This is a genomic window from Microbacterium sp. LWH3-1.2 (genome assembly GCF_040675855.1).
Lineage (GTDB): Bacteria > Actinomycetota > Actinomycetes > Actinomycetales > Microbacteriaceae > Microbacterium.
The window spans coordinates 823,976-842,828 of the sequence record NZ_JBEGIK010000001.1; the positions used below are offsets into that span (position 1 = coordinate 823,976).

Annotated in this window: 14 protein-coding genes and 1 pseudogene; 6 read left to right on the forward strand and 9 right to left on the reverse strand. The window is 66.9% G+C overall.

The genetic code is table 11. The features are described from left to right. The first annotated feature begins 6 nt into the window (after window positions 1–6). Entirely contained in the window at window positions 7–1,272 is a 1,266-nt protein-coding gene (locus MRBLWH3_RS03925; RefSeq protein ID WP_363428899.1) for an RNA polymerase sigma factor, read from the forward strand. Here the strand turns inward: MRBLWH3_RS03925 and MRBLWH3_RS03930 are convergent. The 9 genes and pseudogenes from MRBLWH3_RS03930 to rpmH all read right to left on the reverse strand — a co-directional run bounded on the left by MRBLWH3_RS03930 (window position 1,267) and on the right by rpmH (window position 11,387). Then, window positions 1,267–2,256 (reverse strand): ParB/RepB/Spo0J family partition protein, encoded by a 990-nt coding sequence (locus tag MRBLWH3_RS03930; RefSeq protein WP_363428901.1) that lies wholly within the window; start codon window positions 2,254–2,256, stop codon window positions 1,267–1,269. The genes MRBLWH3_RS03925 and MRBLWH3_RS03930 overlap by 6 nt on opposite strands. Further along, entirely contained in the window at window positions 2,256–3,179 is a 924-nt protein-coding gene (locus MRBLWH3_RS03935; RefSeq protein ID WP_363435277.1) for a ParA family protein, read from the reverse strand. Before MRBLWH3_RS03935 ends, MRBLWH3_RS03930 begins: the two co-directional genes overlap by 1 nt. Window positions 3,180–5,555: 2,376 nt before the next feature. Beyond that, a pseudogene (locus tag MRBLWH3_RS03940) lies at window positions 5,556–6,647 on the reverse strand (IS256 family transposase); the annotation flags it as partial. A gap of 1,512 nt (window positions 6,648–8,159) precedes the next feature. Beyond that, window positions 8,160–8,783, reverse strand: coding sequence for a 16S rRNA (guanine(527)-N(7))-methyltransferase RsmG (gene rsmG, locus MRBLWH3_RS03945; protein ID WP_363435279.1), 624 nt, complete (start codon window positions 8,781–8,783; stop codon window positions 8,160–8,162). 48 nt (window positions 8,784–8,831) lie between these two features. Continuing rightward, window positions 8,832–9,350 (reverse strand): protein jag, encoded by a 519-nt coding sequence (locus MRBLWH3_RS03950; RefSeq protein ID WP_363428903.1) that lies wholly within the window; start codon window positions 9,348–9,350, stop codon window positions 8,832–8,834. 36 nt (window positions 9,351–9,386) lie between these two features. Then, the gene (yidC, locus tag MRBLWH3_RS03955; protein ID WP_363428905.1) at window positions 9,387–10,544 is read right to left on the reverse strand and encodes a membrane protein insertase YidC; all 1,158 of its coding nucleotides are present in this window, start codon (window positions 10,542–10,544) and stop codon (window positions 9,387–9,389) included. Window positions 10,545–10,552: 8 nt separating this feature from the next. After that, window positions 10,553–10,909: a membrane protein insertion efficiency factor YidD gene (yidD, locus tag MRBLWH3_RS03960; RefSeq protein ID WP_363428907.1), complete on the reverse strand. Its 357-nt coding sequence runs from the start codon at window positions 10,907–10,909 to the stop codon at window positions 10,553–10,555. Beyond that, window positions 10,906–11,241 (reverse strand): ribonuclease P protein component, encoded by a 336-nt coding sequence (rnpA, locus tag MRBLWH3_RS03965; protein ID WP_363428909.1) that lies wholly within the window; start codon window positions 11,239–11,241, stop codon window positions 10,906–10,908. The genes yidD and rnpA overlap by 4 nt, the downstream gene beginning before the upstream one ends. An 8-nt stretch (window positions 11,242–11,249) precedes the next feature. Then, window positions 11,250–11,387, reverse strand: coding sequence for a 50S ribosomal protein L34 (rpmH, locus tag MRBLWH3_RS03970; RefSeq protein ID WP_005054680.1), 138 nt, complete (start codon window positions 11,385–11,387; stop codon window positions 11,250–11,252). Between the two features lie 307 nt (window positions 11,388–11,694). On the opposite strand from rpmH, the gene dnaA reads away from it, so the two are divergent. The 5 genes from dnaA (at window position 11,695) to gyrB (ending at window position 18,760) form a co-directional block, all read left to right on the forward strand. Continuing rightward, window positions 11,695–13,143 carry a chromosomal replication initiator protein DnaA gene (dnaA, locus tag MRBLWH3_RS03975; protein WP_363428911.1) on the forward strand — a complete coding sequence of 483 codons (1,449 nt, stop codon included), beginning with the start codon at window positions 11,695–11,697 and terminating at the stop codon, window positions 13,141–13,143. Window positions 13,144–13,621: 478 nt separating this feature from the next. Further along, window positions 13,622–14,776: a DNA polymerase III subunit beta gene (dnaN, locus tag MRBLWH3_RS03980; protein WP_363428913.1), complete on the forward strand. Its 1,155-nt coding sequence runs from the start codon at window positions 13,622–13,624 to the stop codon at window positions 14,774–14,776. 52 nt (window positions 14,777–14,828) lie between these two features. Next, window positions 14,829–16,043 (forward strand): DNA replication/repair protein RecF, encoded by a 1,215-nt coding sequence (recF, locus tag MRBLWH3_RS03985; RefSeq protein WP_363428915.1) that lies wholly within the window; start codon window positions 14,829–14,831, stop codon window positions 16,041–16,043. Next, on the forward strand, window positions 16,036–16,596 hold the full coding sequence (locus tag MRBLWH3_RS03990; protein ID WP_363428917.1) for a DUF721 domain-containing protein: 561 nt from the start codon (window positions 16,036–16,038) through the stop codon (window positions 16,594–16,596). Before recF ends, MRBLWH3_RS03990 begins: the two co-directional genes overlap by 8 nt. Before the next feature lie 121 nt (window positions 16,597–16,717). Next, window positions 16,718–18,760, forward strand: coding sequence for a DNA topoisomerase (ATP-hydrolyzing) subunit B (gene gyrB, locus MRBLWH3_RS03995; RefSeq protein ID WP_363428919.1), 2,043 nt, complete (start codon window positions 16,718–16,720; stop codon window positions 18,758–18,760). Window positions 18,761–18,853: the final 93 nt, after the last annotated feature.

Sequence of the window (18,853 nt, forward strand, 5' to 3'; positions counted from 1 at the left end):
GACAGCATGACTCTCGACGACGCTGGCCACGCGCGCCGGGCGGTCGAGGCCGTATGGCGCGACCAGTCCCCCCGCATCGTCTCGGCGCTGGCTCGGCACACCGGCGACTTCGCCTGGGCCGAGGATCTCGCCCAGGAGGCGCTCGTCGAGGCCCTCGCCGCGTGGCCGGGCAGCGGCATCCCCGACAATCCCGGGGCATGGCTCATGTCCGTGGCCAAGCGGCGCGCGATCGACGGGTGGCGGCGACGCGAACGGATGTCGCAGCGCGAGCCGCTCTTCGTGTCGGAGGCCCTCGCGATCGAGGCGATCGACTCGGTGCCCGACGACGCCGACCCCGACCGCATCGACGACGATGTGCTGCGTCTCGTCTTCGTCGCGTGCCACCCCGTGCTTCCCGCCCAGACACGCCTCGCCCTGACGCTGCGCACCGTGGCGGGCCTCACCACCGACCAGATCGCGCGGGCCCTGCTCATGACGGTGCCCAGCGTGCAGCAGCGGATCGTCCGGGCCAAGCGCACACTCGCTGCGGAAGGCGTGCCCTTCGAGGTGCCGGGCCGCGCCGAGCGCCCGGCGCGGCTTGCGAGCGTACTGCAGGTGATCTACCTGCTCTTCACCGAGGGATACTCGGCCACCGAGGGGGAGGGTCTCATTCGTCCCGACGTCGCTCGCGAGGCGGTGCGGCTCGGTCGACAGCTGGTTGCGCTCATGCCACGCGAGCCTGAGATCTGGTCGCTCATCGCGCTCATGGAGTTTCAGTCGTCGCGCTTCGCGGCCCGCATCGATGCCGAGGGTCTGCCGCTCACCCTCGAAGACCAGGACCGCCGCCGATGGGATCGCTCCGCAATCACCCGAGGCAGCGACGCGATGAGACGAGCGGATGCCTCGACCCGCGGCCTGGGCTACTACGGCCTGCAGGCAGCGATCGCGCAATGCCATGCGGTGGCCCCCACGTTCGCCGAGACGGACTGGGAGCAGATCCTTCGGCTCTACGACGCTCTGGAATCGCTCGCACCGTCGGCCGTCGTTCGCCTCAATCGCGCCGTCGCGCTCTCCATGGCGCGCGGCCCCGAGCCCGCTCTCGCGGTGGTGGATGCGCTCGCACCCGAATTGTCGGGCTTCCGCCCGTTGCCCGCGGTCCGTGCGGAGCTTCTGGAGCGGCTCGGACGAACGGATGCTGCAGCCGCGGAGTTCCTCGCGGCGGCAGCGCTGCCGGGCAATGCGGCCGAGGCCGAGGCCCTGCGCCGGCGCGCCGAGGCACTCCGGACGCTATGAGGCCTCGAGAGCCCCGTATTCCGTCTCACCGAGCTCAGCGAGGATCCGGTTGAGGTCCTGAATTGTAGCGAAGTCGATGCTGATCTGGCCTTTTCTTGCAGTCAACGAGATCTTCACGCGGGTGTTGAGCCGGTCGCCCAGGCGTCCCGCGACATCGTCGAGGTGTGCGCGGCGCGAACCGGCTTGCGGCTTCACCGAACGGGTGGGGGAGGCATCCGGAAGCTTTGCCGCCGCCTCCGCGGCACGGACCGAGAGATCCTCGTTGACGATCTTGTCGGCGAATCGCTGCATGGCCGCCGCGTCTTCGAGCGACAGGATCGCACGGGCGTGCCCGGCGGTGAGCACCCCCGCGGCCACCCGCTGCTGCACCGGCATAGGCAGCTTGAGGAGGCGGATCGTGTTGCTGATCTGCGGGCGCGAGCGGCCGATGCGGGTGGCGAGCTCCTCCTGCGTGATGCCGAAGTCCTCGAGCAGCTGCTGGTACGCCGAGGCCTCCTCCAGGGGGTTCAGTTCCGAGCGGTGCAGGTTCTCGAGGAGGGCATCACGGAGCAGGTGCTCGTCGGCGGTGTCGCGCACGATCGCGGGGATCGAGGAGAGGCCCGCCTCGCGGGCGGCGCGGGTACGCCGCTCACCCATGATGAGCTCGTAGTCGCCCTTCTCGTTGAGCCGGACCACAACGGGCTGCAGGACGCCGAACTCACGGACACTGTGAACGAGTTCTGCGAAGTGCTCGGGGTCGAAGTTCGTTCGCGGCTGACGCGGGTTCGGCACGATGTCGTGCGGGTCGATGTGCGCCAGTCGGGCGCCGGGCACATCGACGAGGTCCTCGTGTCCGTCCGGCTCGACGACCTCGACGGGCGGCTCCGCTTCGGCCACGGCGACGGCACGAGGGAAGAAGACATCGGCGGGTCGCTCGTCGACCTGCTCGCTGGTCGGGATCAGTGCGCCGATTCCGCGGCCGAGTCCTGTGCGCTTCGCTGCCATCACGCGCCCCTTTCATTCGAGGCGCTGTCGCGCCGGATCATCTCGACAGCCGCTTCGCGGTATGCGATGGCGCCGGCCGACTGTCCATCGTAAGCGAGAACGGACTGCCCGAAACTCGGCGCCTCCGAGACGCGCACGGACCGCGGGATGATCGTGTCGAGCACTTCGGTGGGGAAGTGGGCACGCACCTCGTCGGCGACCTGCTGCGCGAGTCTCGTGCGCCCGTCGTACATCGTCAGCATGATGGTCGACAGCTCCAGGCGCGGGTTCAGATGCTTCTGGATCATCCGCACCGTCCCAAGCAGCTGGCTCAGCCCCTCGAGCGCGTAGTACTCGCACTGGATGGGGATCAGAAGCTCGCTCGCGGCGGTGAACGCGTTGATGGTGAGCAATCCGAGCGACGGCGGGCAGTCGATGAGGATGAAGTCGAGCTCTCCGGCATTTGTGGTGAGGTACTCGTCGACGGCGACACGGAGGCGGTGCTCGCGGGCGACTTGTGACACCAGCTCGATCTCGGCCCCGGCGAGGTGGATGGTGCTCGGCGCGCACAGAAGATTGGGCGACTCGGGGCTCACCTGGATGATGTCTGCGAGGGGAAACTCGTCGATGAGCACGTCGTACACGCTCGGCGTATCAGCGGTGTGCGGCACTCCCAGCGCCGTCGAGGCGTTGCCCTGCGGGTCGAGATCGATCACGAGCACCCGAGCGCCGCGCTCAGCCATGGCAGCGGCCAGGTTGACGGTCGTGGTCGTCTTGCCGACGCCGCCCTTCTGATTCGAGACAGTGAGCACTCGAGTGCGCCCGGTGAGTTCGACGTCGGCTTCTTCGAGGGCTTTGCGACGGGCGGAGAGGTCTGCAAGCTCTCGCGCGATGGGGGAGTCGTCTTCGTCCTGCGCGAGTGCGGCGCCGTCTTGCTGCACGATGGGGGATTCCTCTTCCTGCGTGACAGTGTCACCCTCGGGCGGTGCAATGTCTTCGGGGATGGAGTCACTGTACTCATCCGGTGCGACATCGCCGTCGGAGTCTGGCAATTCGTCCTCGTCGCCCCGCACCGAGGGCTCTTCGGGAAGGATCTCGTCGGGCCCGGGGAGTTCGCTGTTCGAGGTGGTGTCACCGTCACCGGCGTTCTCGTCGGTGACGGTGTCCTCCGTGACGGGAGACTCCGGCGTCCAGACCGTCGGCGGCTCATCGGACGAGAAGGATGCGTGAGCCTCAATCTCGTCGGGTTGTTTCACGTGAAACTCTCCCCCGTACCCGAGCCGCTCAACATCGTCTTCCACCCTATCCCGCCTTACCCCCATCCCTAGCCGTCGGAGCCACTTATTCATGCGTTCCCTACTGTTCCGCGTGGATGATCCACCCTCCCTAGTCAACCTCGGGCGGCCCGTTCGGGCACGCCAACCCGCCGCCTGAACACGAAGCGGAACCACGCGGATTCTGCCTGTGCCCTGGAGTCGACGCGTATGCGGGGTCCTCGTGTTTGCCGGCCATGCCGGGCGGCGTGCCCGCGACGCGGAGGATCTGCGAGATCCCCGACTTCGCCCGAACCACCGCCCCCGACGACGCGTCCTGATCGAGGCCCACTCTGCGGACCAGCAACCAGAGCGGAGGTGCCTGGGAGCGAAGCTGCCTACGCCTTTCCTTTCGTGACGCCGAATCGCGTCCGAGTGCTCGCTTTTCCCGCGACCGGTCCGCTCCCACGATGCTCCTCCCTCTCCACCGCTCCACGGGCAGTTGACCGTGAAGGTGAGGGTCATCCCTCGACGCATACCTGTCGGCTCGTTGATGCGGCGGCACGATGTCGACCGCCGTCTTCCGGACTGTCACCGGCCATGCACAACGCCTCTCCCGAGCCCAGCGATTACTCTGCTACGCCGCCATCGGCCGCGACGGTTCGGTTCACACCGCCTCCGCCGTCTTGCCCGCTAGGTGAGAGGAGCTCGGCTGTTCGATCCCCCGTTGTCCCCGCTCGATGTGGCGCGTGTCAGCACGCGAGCACTGGCGATGGCCCGCGTGAACAGGAGCACGTTTCACGTGAAACGTCGGTACGGGACGCGATCACGTGGTCGTCTACGGGTCCTTGTCACGAGCGCACACCGCAAGTGCGACTTCCCTCGAGCAGCTGCCATCGTTTCTCAGGTTCCACCTGAACCGACTGGTTTGCGGAGTAGCCCCGTAGCAGCATTGTGCGGGCGGCCGGCCCGCGCCGGAGAGACGTAGCCCGAAGTGGGCAACGTGCGACTCGCGCGGCAGCCAAGACGACCACGTCTCGCTTGTTTCACGGGAAACGGATCACCCGTCCGGGCGTCGGCACGCCAGTTGCACGGTGTGTGCCAGGGAGACCATGCCGGCGTACGGGGATGTGCGACCTCCGCACTGCGCAACCCGCCAGCCCCGCTCACCAACGCCGGGCGCATCTCGTCACATGACCAGGAGAGTCAGGCGTGGCGCAGCACCCCACCGACTCGAAGCGCGCGAGTTCGATTCCCGCCGGAGCGCGATCACGAGCGCGAGACGGCACCGCCCAGCCGGCCGTTGAACCGTTCGCTGTGCCAGCCGCTTCGTCGATGTTTCACGTGAAACGGAACTGCTGAACGTGCCCCACGCGTCATCGTGCACTCCGTTTCCCGCACCTCGCGACACCTGGGCGCAAGTCGCACCTCCGACGGGGCACACCCGGCCGCTCGCTGCACCCATTCCGCCGCTCGTCTCTCTCGCCGGCAGCAGCGCGTGGACCTGAGGAGCCCCCGAGCTCAGCCGGGGCCACAAGATTCTGCTGCAACCTCGACGGGGGAGCGGCCGGAACTGGCGAGCCGGCGCCAGTCGACGATCGCCGCCTATCGCATGGCCTGCTCGCCCCGTTTCACGTGAAACATGCTGTCTCTCGGAACCACGATGAAGCGTCGGCCGCTTCCTGGATCCTCTCGGCACTCTCATGGACGCGGGAGGGCCAAGCCGACCGACCTCTCGTGATCGGGGCTGCGGCTTCAAGAATGTCCAAAACTGAAAGAGAGGATGGCTCTGCGACCCGATCCCAATCGCTGTTGCTGTCCGCTCTGACGTTCGGCGCCGCAGAGAGCGGCGGATCGCGCCGACGATCAGGTTGCTCCTCGTCGGATGCCTGCGCTGGACTTCACCTCGCGACCGCTTCCTGTCGGGGTGATGTCTTCCGTTCGTTGACCATCGGTTCCGCGGGCGCCAGTGCTTGAGCCGGCGCCCAGGATGCGTTTATGCCCGGAGACGGTGAGGTGCCGCGGAATGGTGGAGTTTCTCGACACCGTGCGGGTCAGCCTGTTTGATTATGCCGCGGTCAGTTCGAGGATGCTCACCTCCTCGGCCTCAGCGACGAGCAGTGCCATGGAGTGTTCGCTGAAGTAGCGGCGGTCGGCGCCGTTCCATTCGTCGTGCTGCTCGATGAGGACGTGGCCGGCCAGGCGTAGCAGCGCCGCCGGGTTCGGGAACGTGCCGACGACGTCGGTGCGGCGTTTGATCTTCGTGTTCACCCGTTCCAGCGGGTTCGTGGACCAGATCTGCCGCCAGTGCTCCTGCGGGAACCCGCAGAACGCGAGTAGGTCGTCCTTGGCATCCTCGAGCATGTCCGCGACCGTCGGGGGCGACTTCATGAGCATGCGCACCACTTCGTGGAACTGGGTGAACACGTACTCGGTGTCGGGCTGCGCGAAGATCGTGCGGATGATGGACGCGACGATCGGGACGACCGCTCTCGGGACCGCGGCGATGAGCACGTTCCTCATGAAATGGACCCTGCATCTTTGCCAGCTGGCGCCGGCGAGGACGTTCTGGATTGCGGCGGTCAGCCCGGTGTGCGCGTCGCTGATCACGAGCTTCACGCCACCCAGCCAGCGGGCTTTCAAGGAGCGCAGGAACGTGGTGGAGAACGGCTGCGACTCGGTCTCGCCGACCGCGGAGCCGAGCACTTCCCGGCGCCCGTCGGCGGCGACGCCGACCGTGACCACCACCGCCTGCGACGCCACCCGATGGCAGACGCGGGCTTTGCAGTAGGTCGCATCCAGGAACACATAAGGGTAAGCCGAATCGGGCAGCGGCCGGTCCCGAAACGCGGCAACGTCCTCGTCCAGATGCGCGCAGATCCTGGACACCTCGGACTTCCAGATGCGCGTGTCGGCGCCGAGCGCCTCCACGAGGTCGTCGACTTTGCGGGTTGAGACGCCATGGACATATGCCTCCGTCACCACCGCGAACAACGCCTGGTCGACCCGGCGGCGTCGTTCCCGCAGCGACGGGACGAACGACCCGTGGCGCAGCTTCGGGATCCGCAACCCCAGGTCCCCGGCGGTCGTTGACACGGTCTTCGGTCGGGACCCGTTGCGCAGGGCGACCCGGTCGATGCTGCGTTCGTAGGGGCCGGAACGATGGCACACCAGCGTCGACGACACCGAGAGCCCCGTCGGAATCTCCACCACCACAGGGGACGTCACCCTGGAGACCTGGACCACCCGCCGTGACCGGCCGTCGAGCTCACGTCGTCCGGCGCGATCGACCACCCGCCCGTCGATGGACGCTCACGACATCACGGGGGGCTGAGCTGTGTTTCACGTGAAACGAACCCCACACCTATCCGCGGCTTCACGGAACTTTTCGACGGCGTGCACCAGACGCCACAGCCTCACGCACGAGGATGTCGTCGCGGTGCAGGGCGATGCTCGCCCAGCCAGCGTGCATGCGCGAAGATCAGCCCTGCGAACGAGCAACCTGCACCAGCGTGGAGCTCTCCACCAGCAGTCGATCGTTCCCACGACCAGTCGGATCGCGGCGCAACGAGCAGCGGAGATCGATAGACGCGGCAGTTTCGCTCGCCCGGTTGGATGCGAAGCCACCCGGCGGGCCGTCCGGGGCGGTGAGGCGGTGAGTCCCCGATCTGCGCCGCATGCCGACCGACTTCTCACCCTCACACATGTCACGGCGATGCGCATTGCGACCCGGGTCGAACCGCGACGGCGAGTCAAACGTATGGTTCCCAGAGCGGTACAAAGGCGAGTGGTTCAGCACTCCACGCGTCGCGGCTGAGCGCACACGAGGCGAGGGCCGATGGAATTCGGATCACACCAACGCTTCTGTGAAGATCTTCGTGGCTATCGGACGTGAGCGATCGACCGCTCGAGCGTTTCACGTGAAACACTTTCACGGCGGATCCGAGACGCCCGAGCTATCCGCGGCCCGAGCTCGTCTTGGGCGTCACCTGGCTGAGAACTCATCGCGTCGAGGCCACCCCGCGGTCCGTGATGCGTGCTCGTCTGCGTCGCCGATTCCTGGACCCGGGAGAGCCCGCCTTGGCAGGCTGGGCAGTCAGCGGTGATGCGAACGGCCCGCAGCCCGAATTCCGGGCGATCGGCATCTCCCGCGCTCGCCCATCCGGGCACGGGGGACAAGAGATCAAATCCGGAGCCCCTGTCCGGCCCGACGGTGCGTGTCGTGTCCGGCAATCATGGGGAAGGGCGTCGGCGTCCGGTGGCGAAGCCGGGGAAGGAGGGGCCGCGTGCGCACCCTGGGTCGGCCTGCGCTGATGCGGCGGAACAACAGCGAGAACGCCGTGAGGGCGCGGAGCGCGCCCCATGCATGAACATGCAAGTCGAAGCGCTCGTCCGACGGGGGCGAAATCGAGGATGGGCACGGCTCCGTTTCACGTGAAACATGCCGGCTCCATCGCCCTGACTTGATTCGCCACGACCCGTGTGCACAGGCGAAGCCGCCATCCTGCTTCACCCATTACGCACGCGAGTGCCGAGTCCACCCGGAACACCGACCCACCCGGCCGGATCTCGCAGTGGACCGCATGCCGGCCACCCGGCACCGAAGCCCGACCCGGGGCCGGATCACCCCACCCGTGCGTGGCCGCCTGGCCGCCTCGGTCACCGGCGGCTTCAGCGGACGGTGGCTCGGATGACCCGCGACGGTTCGGGGAGCAGACCGTCGCCGACGATCTCAACTCGGGCGTTCGTCACCTTGAAGGTGCGAAGCTGTTTCTGTGCAGCTTCGATCTCGTTGGTGGCGCTCGTTCCCTTGAGGAGGATGAGCTCACCGCCGTCACGGACCAGGGGAGCAGTGATCGGGACCAACGTGCGAAGAGCGCTGACGGCGCGCGCAGTCACCGCGTCGAGAACGGGGCCACGCTTCCAGTCCTCCGCCCGCGCGCGAACCACCTCGACATTGTCGAGCTCGAGCGCCTCGACCTGTTCCGAGAGCCACGCCACACGGCGTTCCATCGGCTCGATCAGCACCCACTCGACATCGGGACGGGCGATCGCGAGCACCAGCCCGGGAAGGCCGGCGCCCGAGCCCACATCTCCGACACGGCCCGAGAACAGGGGCGCGATGATCGCGCTGTTCAGGATATGACGCGACCACAGACGCGGCGGCTCGAGGGGACCGATCAGACCGCGCTCTTCACCGTGCTGGCCGAGCGCGTCCGCGAACCTCCGTGCGACCTCGATGCGGTCGCCGAAGATCTCGGCGGCGGCCGCGGGTTCCTGCTCGATCTCGATCATCGACATTTCCGGTGGCTCAGCACGACTGTTTCACGTGAAACGAGCGGCTCAGCCGCGGCGGATCACCGTGTGACGGTCGGCGCCCTCGCCGTAGGACTCGGACACGAAGCCGCGCTCGGCCACGATGTCGTGGACGACCTTGCGCTCGTAGCTCGACATCGCGGGCAGTGACGCCTGCGAGGCGCCGTCATCCAGACGCGCGATCGCGCGGTCGACGAGAGCAGTCAGCTCGCCCTGGCGCGCGTCGCGCGAGCCACCGATGTCGAGGATCAGGCGGGAGAAGCGGCCGGTGCGGTTCTGCACCGCGATGCGCGTGAGCTCCTGAAGCGCCTGAACGGTGTCGGGAGCCGCGATCAGGGCGACCGATCCGCCGGAGGGTGCCTCGACCGAGACATAGGCGCGGCCGGCGCGTACGTCGAGATCGAGGTCGCCGTCGATGTCGGCGATGTCGAGCAGACCCTCGATGAAGTCGGCGGCGACGTCGCCTTCCTCCTCGAGCTGGGCGACGGTCGCGGGGATCCGCTCCTCGCGCGCATCGGCAGGGGCGTACTCAGGGGACGTGGTCATGGCGTGATCCTCGTGTGTGACGTCGGTCGGGTGCGGTCAGGAAGCGGTGCCGGTGCCGGTTCCGGACGCACCGGGGTCTGTCCCACCGGAGACTTGCCCGCCCTGCTTCTGCCCGGACCCTGGCTGCTTCTGTCCCTGCTTCTTCGCACGCTGCTTGCTCACCGGCTGCTGACGCTTCGGTGCGGCGGCCTTGGCGCGCTCGGCCTCTTCGTACAGGCGCTGCTGCTCGGCGAGGTACTTCTCCATCGGGACGACCTTGCCGGACGCGTCGATCGCCTTGCCCTTCTTCGCGAGGCGCTCCTCACGTGCCTTGGCCGCATCGGAGCCGGGAGTCGGCATCTCGCGGATGACGAGGAACTGCTGGCCCATCGTCCACAGGTTCGACACGAACCAGTAGATGACGACACCGAGCGGGAAGAAGATGCCGGAGAAGATGAAGCCCAACGGAAGGATGTAGAGCATGATGCGCTGCATCTGGTAGGCCTGACCGGTCTTGGCCTCGGGGGACAGGTTCTTCGAGATGATCTGCAGCTGCGTGAAGAACTGCGACGCGATCATCAGCACGACGAGGGTGACCAGGATGATGATCGCAGGAGTGTTGCCGGTCTGGACCGCCTGGATCAGGGTCTCGTGCAGCGACGCGACGCCGAACAGCTTGGCGTTGTAGAACTCCGCGGTCAGCTCGGCGTTGAGCAGTCCCACACCGCCGGTTCCGGCGGCGTAGTGCTTGGTGACATCGTTGAGCACGCTGAACAGCGCGAAGAAGACGGGCATCTGCACGAGCAGTGGCAAGCAGCTCGACACGGGAGTCGTGCCGTGCTTCTTGTACAGCGCCATCGTCTCGCGGCTCATGGCCTCGCGAGAGAGCTGGTCCTTCTTGCCCTTGTACTTCTCCTGGACTTTCCGCAGTTCAGGAGCGATTTCCATCATCTTGCGCTGGCTCTTGATCTGCCGAACGAACAGAGGGATCATCGCGGAGCGCACGACGATCACGAGACCCACGATCGCCAGCACCCACGTGATGCCGTCTGCCGGCGGAAGCCCGATCGCGGTGAAGAGCCAGTGCCAGAAGACGAGCACCGCCTCGACCGCCCACTTGAGCGGCCAGAGGATGATCCCGAAGAGATCGAATCCGCCGTTCGTCGCCGGAGCGGACGGCGACGGCGTCGAGGCGAGGGCTGACAAGAGATCCATGCGGAGGATCAGTCCTTTCCGGTGGGGGCGGGCACGACGAACCCGTGGCGGGTCAGCGCGTGCCGGAAGTTCTTGCGGGGCGGCACGTCATCGACGCCGCCGGCCGCCCAGGGGTGGCACCGGGCGATCCGGGCCGCAGTCAGCGCCGATCCGACGACGGCCCCGTGCTGCTGCACCGCCCCGACGGCGTACGCCGAGCACGACGGGTAGTACTTGCAGACGTCGCCGTAGGTGTGCGAGATCGTGGCACGGTAGCCGTGCAGCAGAACGAGAACCGCGTTGCGGGGGAGCAGAGGGATGCTGCGCAGGGAATCGGATGCCGAGAACTCGGCGTCTCCGAACGCGTAGGCGGGAAGAACGCTCATGCGGCCCTCGGCGCAAGACACTTCACGATGTCGCTGCGCAGATCATCGAAAGAAGCGGATGCAGAACTGGGAAGTGCGCGGATCACGACCTCGCTGCCCGGTGCGACCGCTTCGATCGACTCGAAGCACAGCGCCTTGAGCCGGCGTCGAACAGTATTGCGCACGACGGCACCGCCGACCTGCTTGCTCACGATGAAGCCGAACCGCGTCGGACCATCGGTCACGACGCGGTTCACGTAGGTGATGGTGTGCGCTCCGGCACACCGGCGACCCCGACGGACGACGGCCTTGTACTCCGATCCGCGGGTGAGTCGGTTCGGCCTCGCGAGCACCGCTCGGCTCAGGCCGAGAGCTCGGTGCGCCCCTTGGCGCGGCGAGCCGAGAGGATGCTGCGGCCGGCGCGCGTGCGCATGCGGGCGCGGAAGCCGTGCTTCTTGGCGCGGCGACGGTTGTTGGGCTGGAAGGTGCGCTTGCTCATAGGAACTACTTCCGATCAGGTGTCACCGGGACGCTCGAGACCGGGGACGTGTGTACAGGGGCGACTGCCACGAAGGCATAAGTCAACCGATTAAGGCTACGTCGAGTTGCCCGAGAACTCAAACCGAGCGCAGAACGTGTCATTATGCACCGGCGATGCGACCGACCCTGGCACCGACACGCAGGCCGGTCCTACAGTGGAGTTTGCTCACGCGACGCCTCCTGACTAGCGTGGCTCCGGCAGTTATCCACAGGCCTGAACCGACGTTCCGCGCCTCCCGTGGAATCATCGACAACCCGGGGGGGCCATGACACCGCACGAAGTTCCAGATGTACCGGTCTGGACGGCCGTTCTGGACGAACTCGTGCGAGACGATCGCATCACCCCGCAGCTGCACGGCTTCATCAGTCTGGCCGTTCCGCAGGGTGTCATGGGCGGAACGCTCTATCTCGACGTTCCCAACGATCTGACCGCCGCCCAGTTCACCAAGCGCATGCGCGCGCCGATCTTGGAGGCGCTCACGCGCGTCGCCCAGGACGTCCAGGATCCCGCGTCGAACTTCCGCGTCGTCGTCAACCCGGATCTCGCCGACGTGCATCTCACGGCGCCGATCCCGGTCCAGTCGGTCGCGGCATCCGTCGCGCCGCCGATCGGACTCCAGAACACGCCTGTCGGACGCCCGCACCTCGACGACCCGGGGGACGCGGCATCCGTCTCGCGCAGCGATACGCGACTGAACCCGAAGTACACGTTCGACAACTTCGTCATCGGGCAGTCCAACCGGTTCGCCCATGCCGCGGCGGTCGCTGTGGCCGAGGCGCCGGCGAAGGCGTACAACCCGCTCTTCATCTACGGCGACTCGGGTCTCGGCAAGACGCACCTTCTTCACGCGATCGGCGACTACGCGCTGAGCCTCTATGCCGGCATTCGCGTGCGTTACGTGTCGAGCGAGGAATTCACCAACGACTTCATCAACTCGATCGCCAACAACCGCGGCTCGGCGTTCCAGGCCCGATACCGGGATGTCGACATCCTGCTGATCGACGACATCCAGTTCCTCCAGGGCCGGGCCGAGACGCAGGAAGCCTTCTTCCACACGTTCAACCAGCTGCACGACCACGACAAGCAGGTCGTGATCACGAGCGATGTGCCCCCGAAGCACCTCACCGGCTTCGAAGACCGCATGCGCAGCCGCTTCGAGTGGGGCCTCATCACCGATGTGCAGGCGCCCGACCTCGAGACGCGCATCGCGATCCTCCGAAAGAAGGCTCAGTCCGAGCGACTCCATATCCCCGACGAGGTGATGGAGTACATCGCGACCGTGGTGTCGAGCAACATCCGCGAACTCGAGGGCGCCCTCATCCGTGTCTCCGCGTTCGCGAGCCTCAACCGCTCGACGCTCGACATGTCGCTGGCCCAGACCGTGCTGCGCGACATCGTCGATCAGGACGACGCCAACGTCATCTCGCCGACCGACATCATCACGGCGACCGCGGCCTACTTCAAGCTCACCGTCGATGACCTCTACGGATCGAGTCGGTCGCAGTCCGTCGCCACCGCCCGTCAGATCGCCATGTACCTGTGCCGCGAGCGCACGAGCCTGTCCCTGCCCAAGATCGGCCAGCTGTTCGGCAACCGCGACCACACGACCGTGATGTACGCGTACAAGAAGATCAGCGAGCTCATGAAGGAGCGCCGGTCGATCTACAACCAGGTGACGGAGATCACCGCTCAGCTCGGCCGCAACGGTCGCTGAAGCGTCCTCCACAACCCTCGAGGGGCCCGTGCGCGACGCGCGCGGGCCCTTCGGCGCATATGCCTGAAGAAGTTCTTGACACGCGCGGGGAGCAGGGCCATCATTTCGGTTCTTCACAGTGTGGAAAACCTGTGGATAACTCTCCCAAGCTGCGGAAACCGCTGTGAACGAGCGGGGGAGACCTGTGGATGGATTGCGGAATCCACAGGTCTTGTCATTCGTCTTTCCGACTGCTCTCCTGAGCGTCTCCACAACTCACACGCGTGTGGTTTCCGTCTCCCGACTGGTGAGGCGACGGTTGTCCACAGTTTCCACAGCCGTTAACACCATGACAAGAAATCTTTGAGATGAACCCCGTCCGATCACCTTTGCGGTGGACAACCCCCGTCACCGGAAGCGGACTGGCAATCTCGGAGGCTGGCACTAGCATGAGAACCCCGAGCCCGCAGTCGAAGGGCCCGCTGCAGAGGGAGCGTTCGTGAAGTTCCACGTCAATCGCGATGTGTTCAGCGAAGCCGTATCGTTCGTCGTCAAACTCCTTCCGCAGCGCAACCCTCAGCCGATCCTCGCCGGCGTGCTGATCGAGGCATCCGCTGAAGGTCTCTCGCTCGCCGCATTCGACTACGAAGCGTCTGCGCGCACCACGATCGAGGCCACTGTCGACGAACCGGGCACGATCCTCGTCCACGGCCGGCTGCTCTCCGACATCGCCAGCCGTCTGCCCAACGCCCCGATCCAGATCGAGGTCGACGAGGACGGCGGAATTCTTCTCACGTGCGGCTCGGCCCGGTTCACCCTGGCCTCCATGCCCGTGCAGGAGTACCCCGCGATCCCCGAGGTCACCGGCGACTCCGGGCTCGTGCCTTCCGAGGACTTCGCCACCGCCATCGCTCAGGTCGCCTTCGCCGCGTCGCGCGACGACGTCACCCCCGTGCTCACGGGCGTGCAGCTCGAGGTCTCGGGAACGAGCCTCAGCCTCGTCGCCACCGACCGCTACCGCGTCGCGCTCCGCGAGATCCCGTGGGACGGCGGGTCCACTGCGAGCGACGAGTCGACCACGGCTCTCGTTCCCGCGCGCACCCTCACCGAGGTCGGCAAGACGTTCGCACACGGCGGCGACATCTCGATCGCGTTCTCCGGCTCGGGCGATCGCGAGATCATCGCCTTCACCGCCGGCAACAAGACGGTGACGTCGTTGCTCATCAAGGGAAACTTCCCCCCGGTGCGTCGCCTGTTCCCCGAGCAGACCGAGCATCACGCCGTCGTCAACACCGCCGAGCTCGCCGAGGCCGTGCGCCGTGTGTCGCTCGTGCTCGACCGTTCCGCCCCGCTGAGGTTCACCTTCACGGCCGACAGCGTGTCGATGGATGCCTCGGGCACCGAGCAGGCTCGCGCCACCGAGTCCGTCGACGCGACGCTGCTCGGCGGCGACGAAGTCACGCTGGGTCTCAACCCTCAGTATCTGCTCGAGTCCCTCGGCGCGGTGAAGAGCGAGTTCGTGCGAATCACGTTCACCTCGAGTGAGAACGCGAACAAGCTCAGCCCCGTGCTCATCACGCCGCAGACCTCGGTCGACCGCGCCGGTTCGGACTCGTTCCGCTACCTTCTGCAGCCGAACCTGCTGCTGCGCTGACCGGTCTGGCGCTGACCAGACCTTCGTCGGAGCCGGTCATTAGGCTTGTCCGGTGATCGTGGAGCACCTGAGTCTCGTCGACTTCCGCAACTATGCGGCCGCCGACGTCGAGCTCGGCCCCGGTCCGAACGTCTTCGTCGGCCGCAACGGCCAGGGCAAGACGAATCTTGCCGAGGCCATCGGCTTCTTCGCCACGCTGGGCTCGCACCGGGTCTCGAACGACGCACCCATGGTGCGGGACGGAGCCGATGCCGCGATCATCCGTGCTCGATTGGCCCACGGCGAGCGTCGCGTGCAGCTCGAGGTGCAGGTGAACCGGCAGGGTTCCAACAAGGCACGGGTCAACGGCGCACCGGTGAAGCCGGCAGAACTCCCTCGCTACGCGCAGGTCGTGCTCTTCGCCCCGGAGGACCTGCAGATCGTGCGCGGCGATCCGTCCGCGCGCCGCCGGTTCGCAGACCAGCTCCTGGTGCAGCGTGCGCCGCGGATGGCGGGTGTGATCGCGGACTACGACCGCGTGCTCAAGCAGCGCACCGCTCTGCTGAAGTCCGCAAAGGCCCGCGGCATCCGCGGCGACGCCCTGTCGACCCTCGACGTGTGGGACGACAAGCTCGTCTCGCTCGGCACGCAGCTCATCGCCGCGCGCCTCGCCCTCGCCACTGATCTGGCGACCCCCCTCGCGGCCGCATACATGGCGATCGCCGGCGCCGATCACAGCCCCGAGATCGAGTGGGCTCTCTCGATCGCCGGGGCCGACACCGGCGAAGACGGCGACAGCGGTTCGGCTCATCCCGCGGCCGCCGGGCCGACCGTGGAGTCAGGACGGACGGATACCTCGACCACCCGGATCGCGGAGCTCTTCCGTCAGGCGCTCGCGGCGAAGCGCGCGTCCGAGCTCGAGCGCGGCATCACGCTGGTGGGACCGCACCGTGACGACCTGCTCCTGCGGATCCGCGGTCTTCCGGTGAAGGGATACGCGTCCCACGGCGAGTCCTGGTCGGTCGCACTCTCGCTGCGGCTGGCTTCGGCCGAACTCCTCCGTGCGGATTCGCGCCTCGGCGACCCCGTCCTCATCCTCGACGACGTCTTCGCCGAGCTCGACACCGATCGCCGCGCCCGCCTGGCGCACCTGGCCGCCGACTACGAGCAGGTGGTGGTGACCGCCGCGGTCGAGGGCGACGTGCCCGGAGAGCTCCGCGCGCGGATGGTGCGCGTCGAGGCCGGCCGCATCCTCGGCCCCGTCCAGTCGGAGGAGATGGATGGCTGACGCTTCGACAAGCTCGGGGCCCGAGCCGCCGCGGGACGCAGCATCCGTGCCCGCGAAGCCTGCTCCCCTCGATCGCACAGCCGTCCCGGAGACGATCTCGACCTACCTGCGCCTGCGCGGGCTGGAGCCCTCCGCACGGTCGTACCGCAAGCGCCGCCGTCGCACCGAGGACGACGAGAACATCCCGTTCGCCCCGGGGCGCGACCCTCGCGGCGTCGGCGACGTGCTGGCAGACCTCACCCGCGAGGCAGGCTGGGACCCTCAGCTCGCACGGGAGGACGTGGTGCGCGCGTGGGATCAGGTGGCCGGCGAGGACACCGCGAAGCACACCCGGCCCGTCGCGTTCTCGAACGGGACGCTCACCATCCAGGCCGACTCGACGGCATGGGCGAAGCAGCTCCAGCTGATGCGCGCGCAGATCCTCTCGGAGATCGTCCGGCGGTACCCCGAGGCGGGGGTGGACGCGGTCCGTTTCATCGGGCCGGACGTCCCCTCCTGGAAATGGGGTCCCAGAACGATTCCAGGGCGGGGTCCGCGCGATACCTACGGATAAGCCACGTCGGGAGACATCCAAGCGAGTTTCATCCCCTTACAGGGGCGTAGAGCGCTGTGATCGGGCCGTTACCCGATAGACTGTCAGGGCCCGTGTCGAAGGATTTGGAGCCCTCGCGAAGATGACGTCTGACAACCCCGATAACGTTTCCGAGGAACCCGAAACGCCCACTCCGGCTCCCCACGGATCACCCAACGACTACGGGGCAGACGCCATCCAGGTGCTCGAGGGCCTCGAGGCCGTCCGCAAACGCCCCGGCATGTACATCGGCTCGACCGGTGAGCGCGGCCTCCACCACCTGGTGTACGAGATCGTCGACAACTCCGTCGACGAGGCTCTCGCCGGCTTCTGCGACACGATCAACGTCACGATCCTGCCCGACGGCGGCATCCGCTGTGTCGACAACGGTCGCGGCATCCCGGTCGACATCCATCGGACAGAGGGCAAGTCGACCGTCGAGGTCGTGCTGACCGTGCTCCACGCCGGCGGCAAGTTCGGCGGCGGCGGGTACGCGGTCTCGGGGGGCCTGCACGGCGTGGGCTCGTCGGTCGTGAACGCGCTCTCGACGCGCCTCGAGGTGGAGGTCAGGCGCCAGGGTCACGTCTGGCGTCAGTCCTACCGCGACGGCGGGCAGCCGCAGGCGCCCCTCGCCAAGGGAGAGCCGACCGAAGAGACCGGAACGATCATCCAGTTCTGGCCCGACGACACCATCTTCGAGTCGGTGAACTTCGACTTCGACACGCTGCGCACGCGCTTCCAGCAGACGGCGTTCCTCAACAAGGGGCTGCGCATCACGCTCTCCGACGAGCGCCCCGAGTCCACGTATGTGACGGATGCCGAGGGCGGAGGCTCCGAGGAGCGCCAGCCGTTCGACGACTTCTACTACGAGCGAGGACTCGTCGACTACGTCGAGTACCTCAACAAGGTGCGTCACGCCGACGTCGTGAACGAGGAGATCATCGAGATCGAGTCGGAGGACACCGTTCGACACATCTCGCTCGAGCTCGCGATGCAGTGGACGTCGAGTTACACCGAGAACGTCTTCACCTTCGCGAACACGATCAACACGCACGAGGGCGGCACGCACGAGGAGGGCTTTCGCGCCGCGCTGACCACGCGGATCAACGCCTACGCGCGCGACAAGAACCTTCTCAAGGAGAAGGACGACAACCTCACCGGCGACGACATCCGCGAGGGTCTCACCGCCGTGATCTCGGTCAAGCTCTCCGAGCCGCAGTTCGAGGGGCAGACCAAGACCAAGCTCGGCAACACCGAGGCGAAGGCCTTCGTGCAGAAGGTCGTCGGCGATCAGCTCGCGGACTGGCTCGACCGCAACCCGGTGCAGGCCAAGCGCGTCATCACCAAGGCGATCGATGCCGCGACCGCCCGCATGGCGGCCCGCAAGGCGCGCGAGACCGCGCGTCGCAAGAGTGTCTTCGAGTCGGCCGCGATGCCCGACAAGCTCAAGGACTGCACCAGCAAGGACCCGTCGATCAGCGAGATCTTCCTCGTCGAGGGCGACTCGGCCGGCGGTTCGGCGGTGCAGGGCCGCGACCCGCACACCCAGGCGATCCTGGCCCTGCGCGGCAAGATCCTCAACGTCGAGCGCGCGCGCCTCGACAAGGCGCTGGGCAACCGCGAAGTTCAAGCCATGATCCAGGCCTTCGGCACGGGCATCGGCGAGGACTTCGACATCGACAAGGCGCGCTACCACAAGATCGTGCTGATGGCGGATGCCGACGTCGACGGCCAGCACATCACCACGCTGCTGCTCACCATGCTGTTCCGCTACATGAGGGGACTCATCGAGGCCGGCTTCGTGTACCTCGCGATGCCGCCCCTGTACCGCCTCAAGTGGACCAACTCCCCGCACGAGTACGTCTACTCCGACAAGGAGCGGGACGCGCTGCTCGCCGACGGCCTCGCGAACGGCAAGCGGATCCCGAAGGAGGGAATCCAGCGCTACAAGGGTCTCGGCGAGATGAACGCCAAGGAGCTGTGGGAGACCACGATGGACCACAGCACGCGGACGCTCCGCCAGGTGACCATCGACGACGCGGCGGCCGCGGACGAGATCTTCTCGGTGCTGATGGGCGAGGACGTCGAGTCGCGCCGCACATTCATCCAGCGCAACGCCAAGGACGTCCGCTTCCTCGACATTTAGCACAGGCGAGCGCAGCGAGCTGCCCCGGTCGTTGAGCGAGCGCAGCGAGTCGAAACGCCACAAGACGATCTCGAAACGCACAGAAGAATCGAA

Coding starts and splice junctions, on each gene's coding strand:
- yidC (WP_363428905.1), bottom strand. CDS start 10,544: ATGGATCTCTTGTCAGCCCTCGCCTCGACGCCGTCGCCGTCCGCTCCG.
- MRBLWH3_RS03925 (WP_363428899.1), top strand. CDS start 7: ATGACTCTCGACGACGCTGGCCACGCGCGCCGGGCGGTCGAGGCCGTA.
- yidD (WP_363428907.1), bottom strand. CDS start 10,909: ATGAGCGTTCTTCCCGCCTACGCGTTCGGAGACGCCGAGTTCTCGGCA.
- dnaA (WP_363428911.1), top strand. CDS start 11,695: ATGACACCGCACGAAGTTCCAGATGTACCGGTCTGGACGGCCGTTCTG.
- gyrB (WP_363428919.1), top strand. CDS start 16,718: ATGACGTCTGACAACCCCGATAACGTTTCCGAGGAACCCGAAACGCCC.
- MRBLWH3_RS03990 (WP_363428917.1), top strand. CDS start 16,036: ATGGCTGACGCTTCGACAAGCTCGGGGCCCGAGCCGCCGCGGGACGCA.
- rsmG (WP_363435279.1), bottom strand. CDS start 8,783: ATGATCGAGATCGAGCAGGAACCCGCGGCCGCCGCCGAGATCTTCGGC.
- MRBLWH3_RS03950 (WP_363428903.1), bottom strand. CDS start 9,350: ATGACCACGTCCCCTGAGTACGCCCCTGCCGATGCGCGCGAGGAGCGG.
- rpmH (WP_005054680.1), bottom strand. CDS start 11,387: ATGAGCAAGCGCACCTTCCAGCCCAACAACCGTCGCCGCGCCAAGAAG.
- MRBLWH3_RS03930 (WP_363428901.1), bottom strand. CDS start 2,256: ATGGCAGCGAAGCGCACAGGACTCGGCCGCGGAATCGGCGCACTGATC.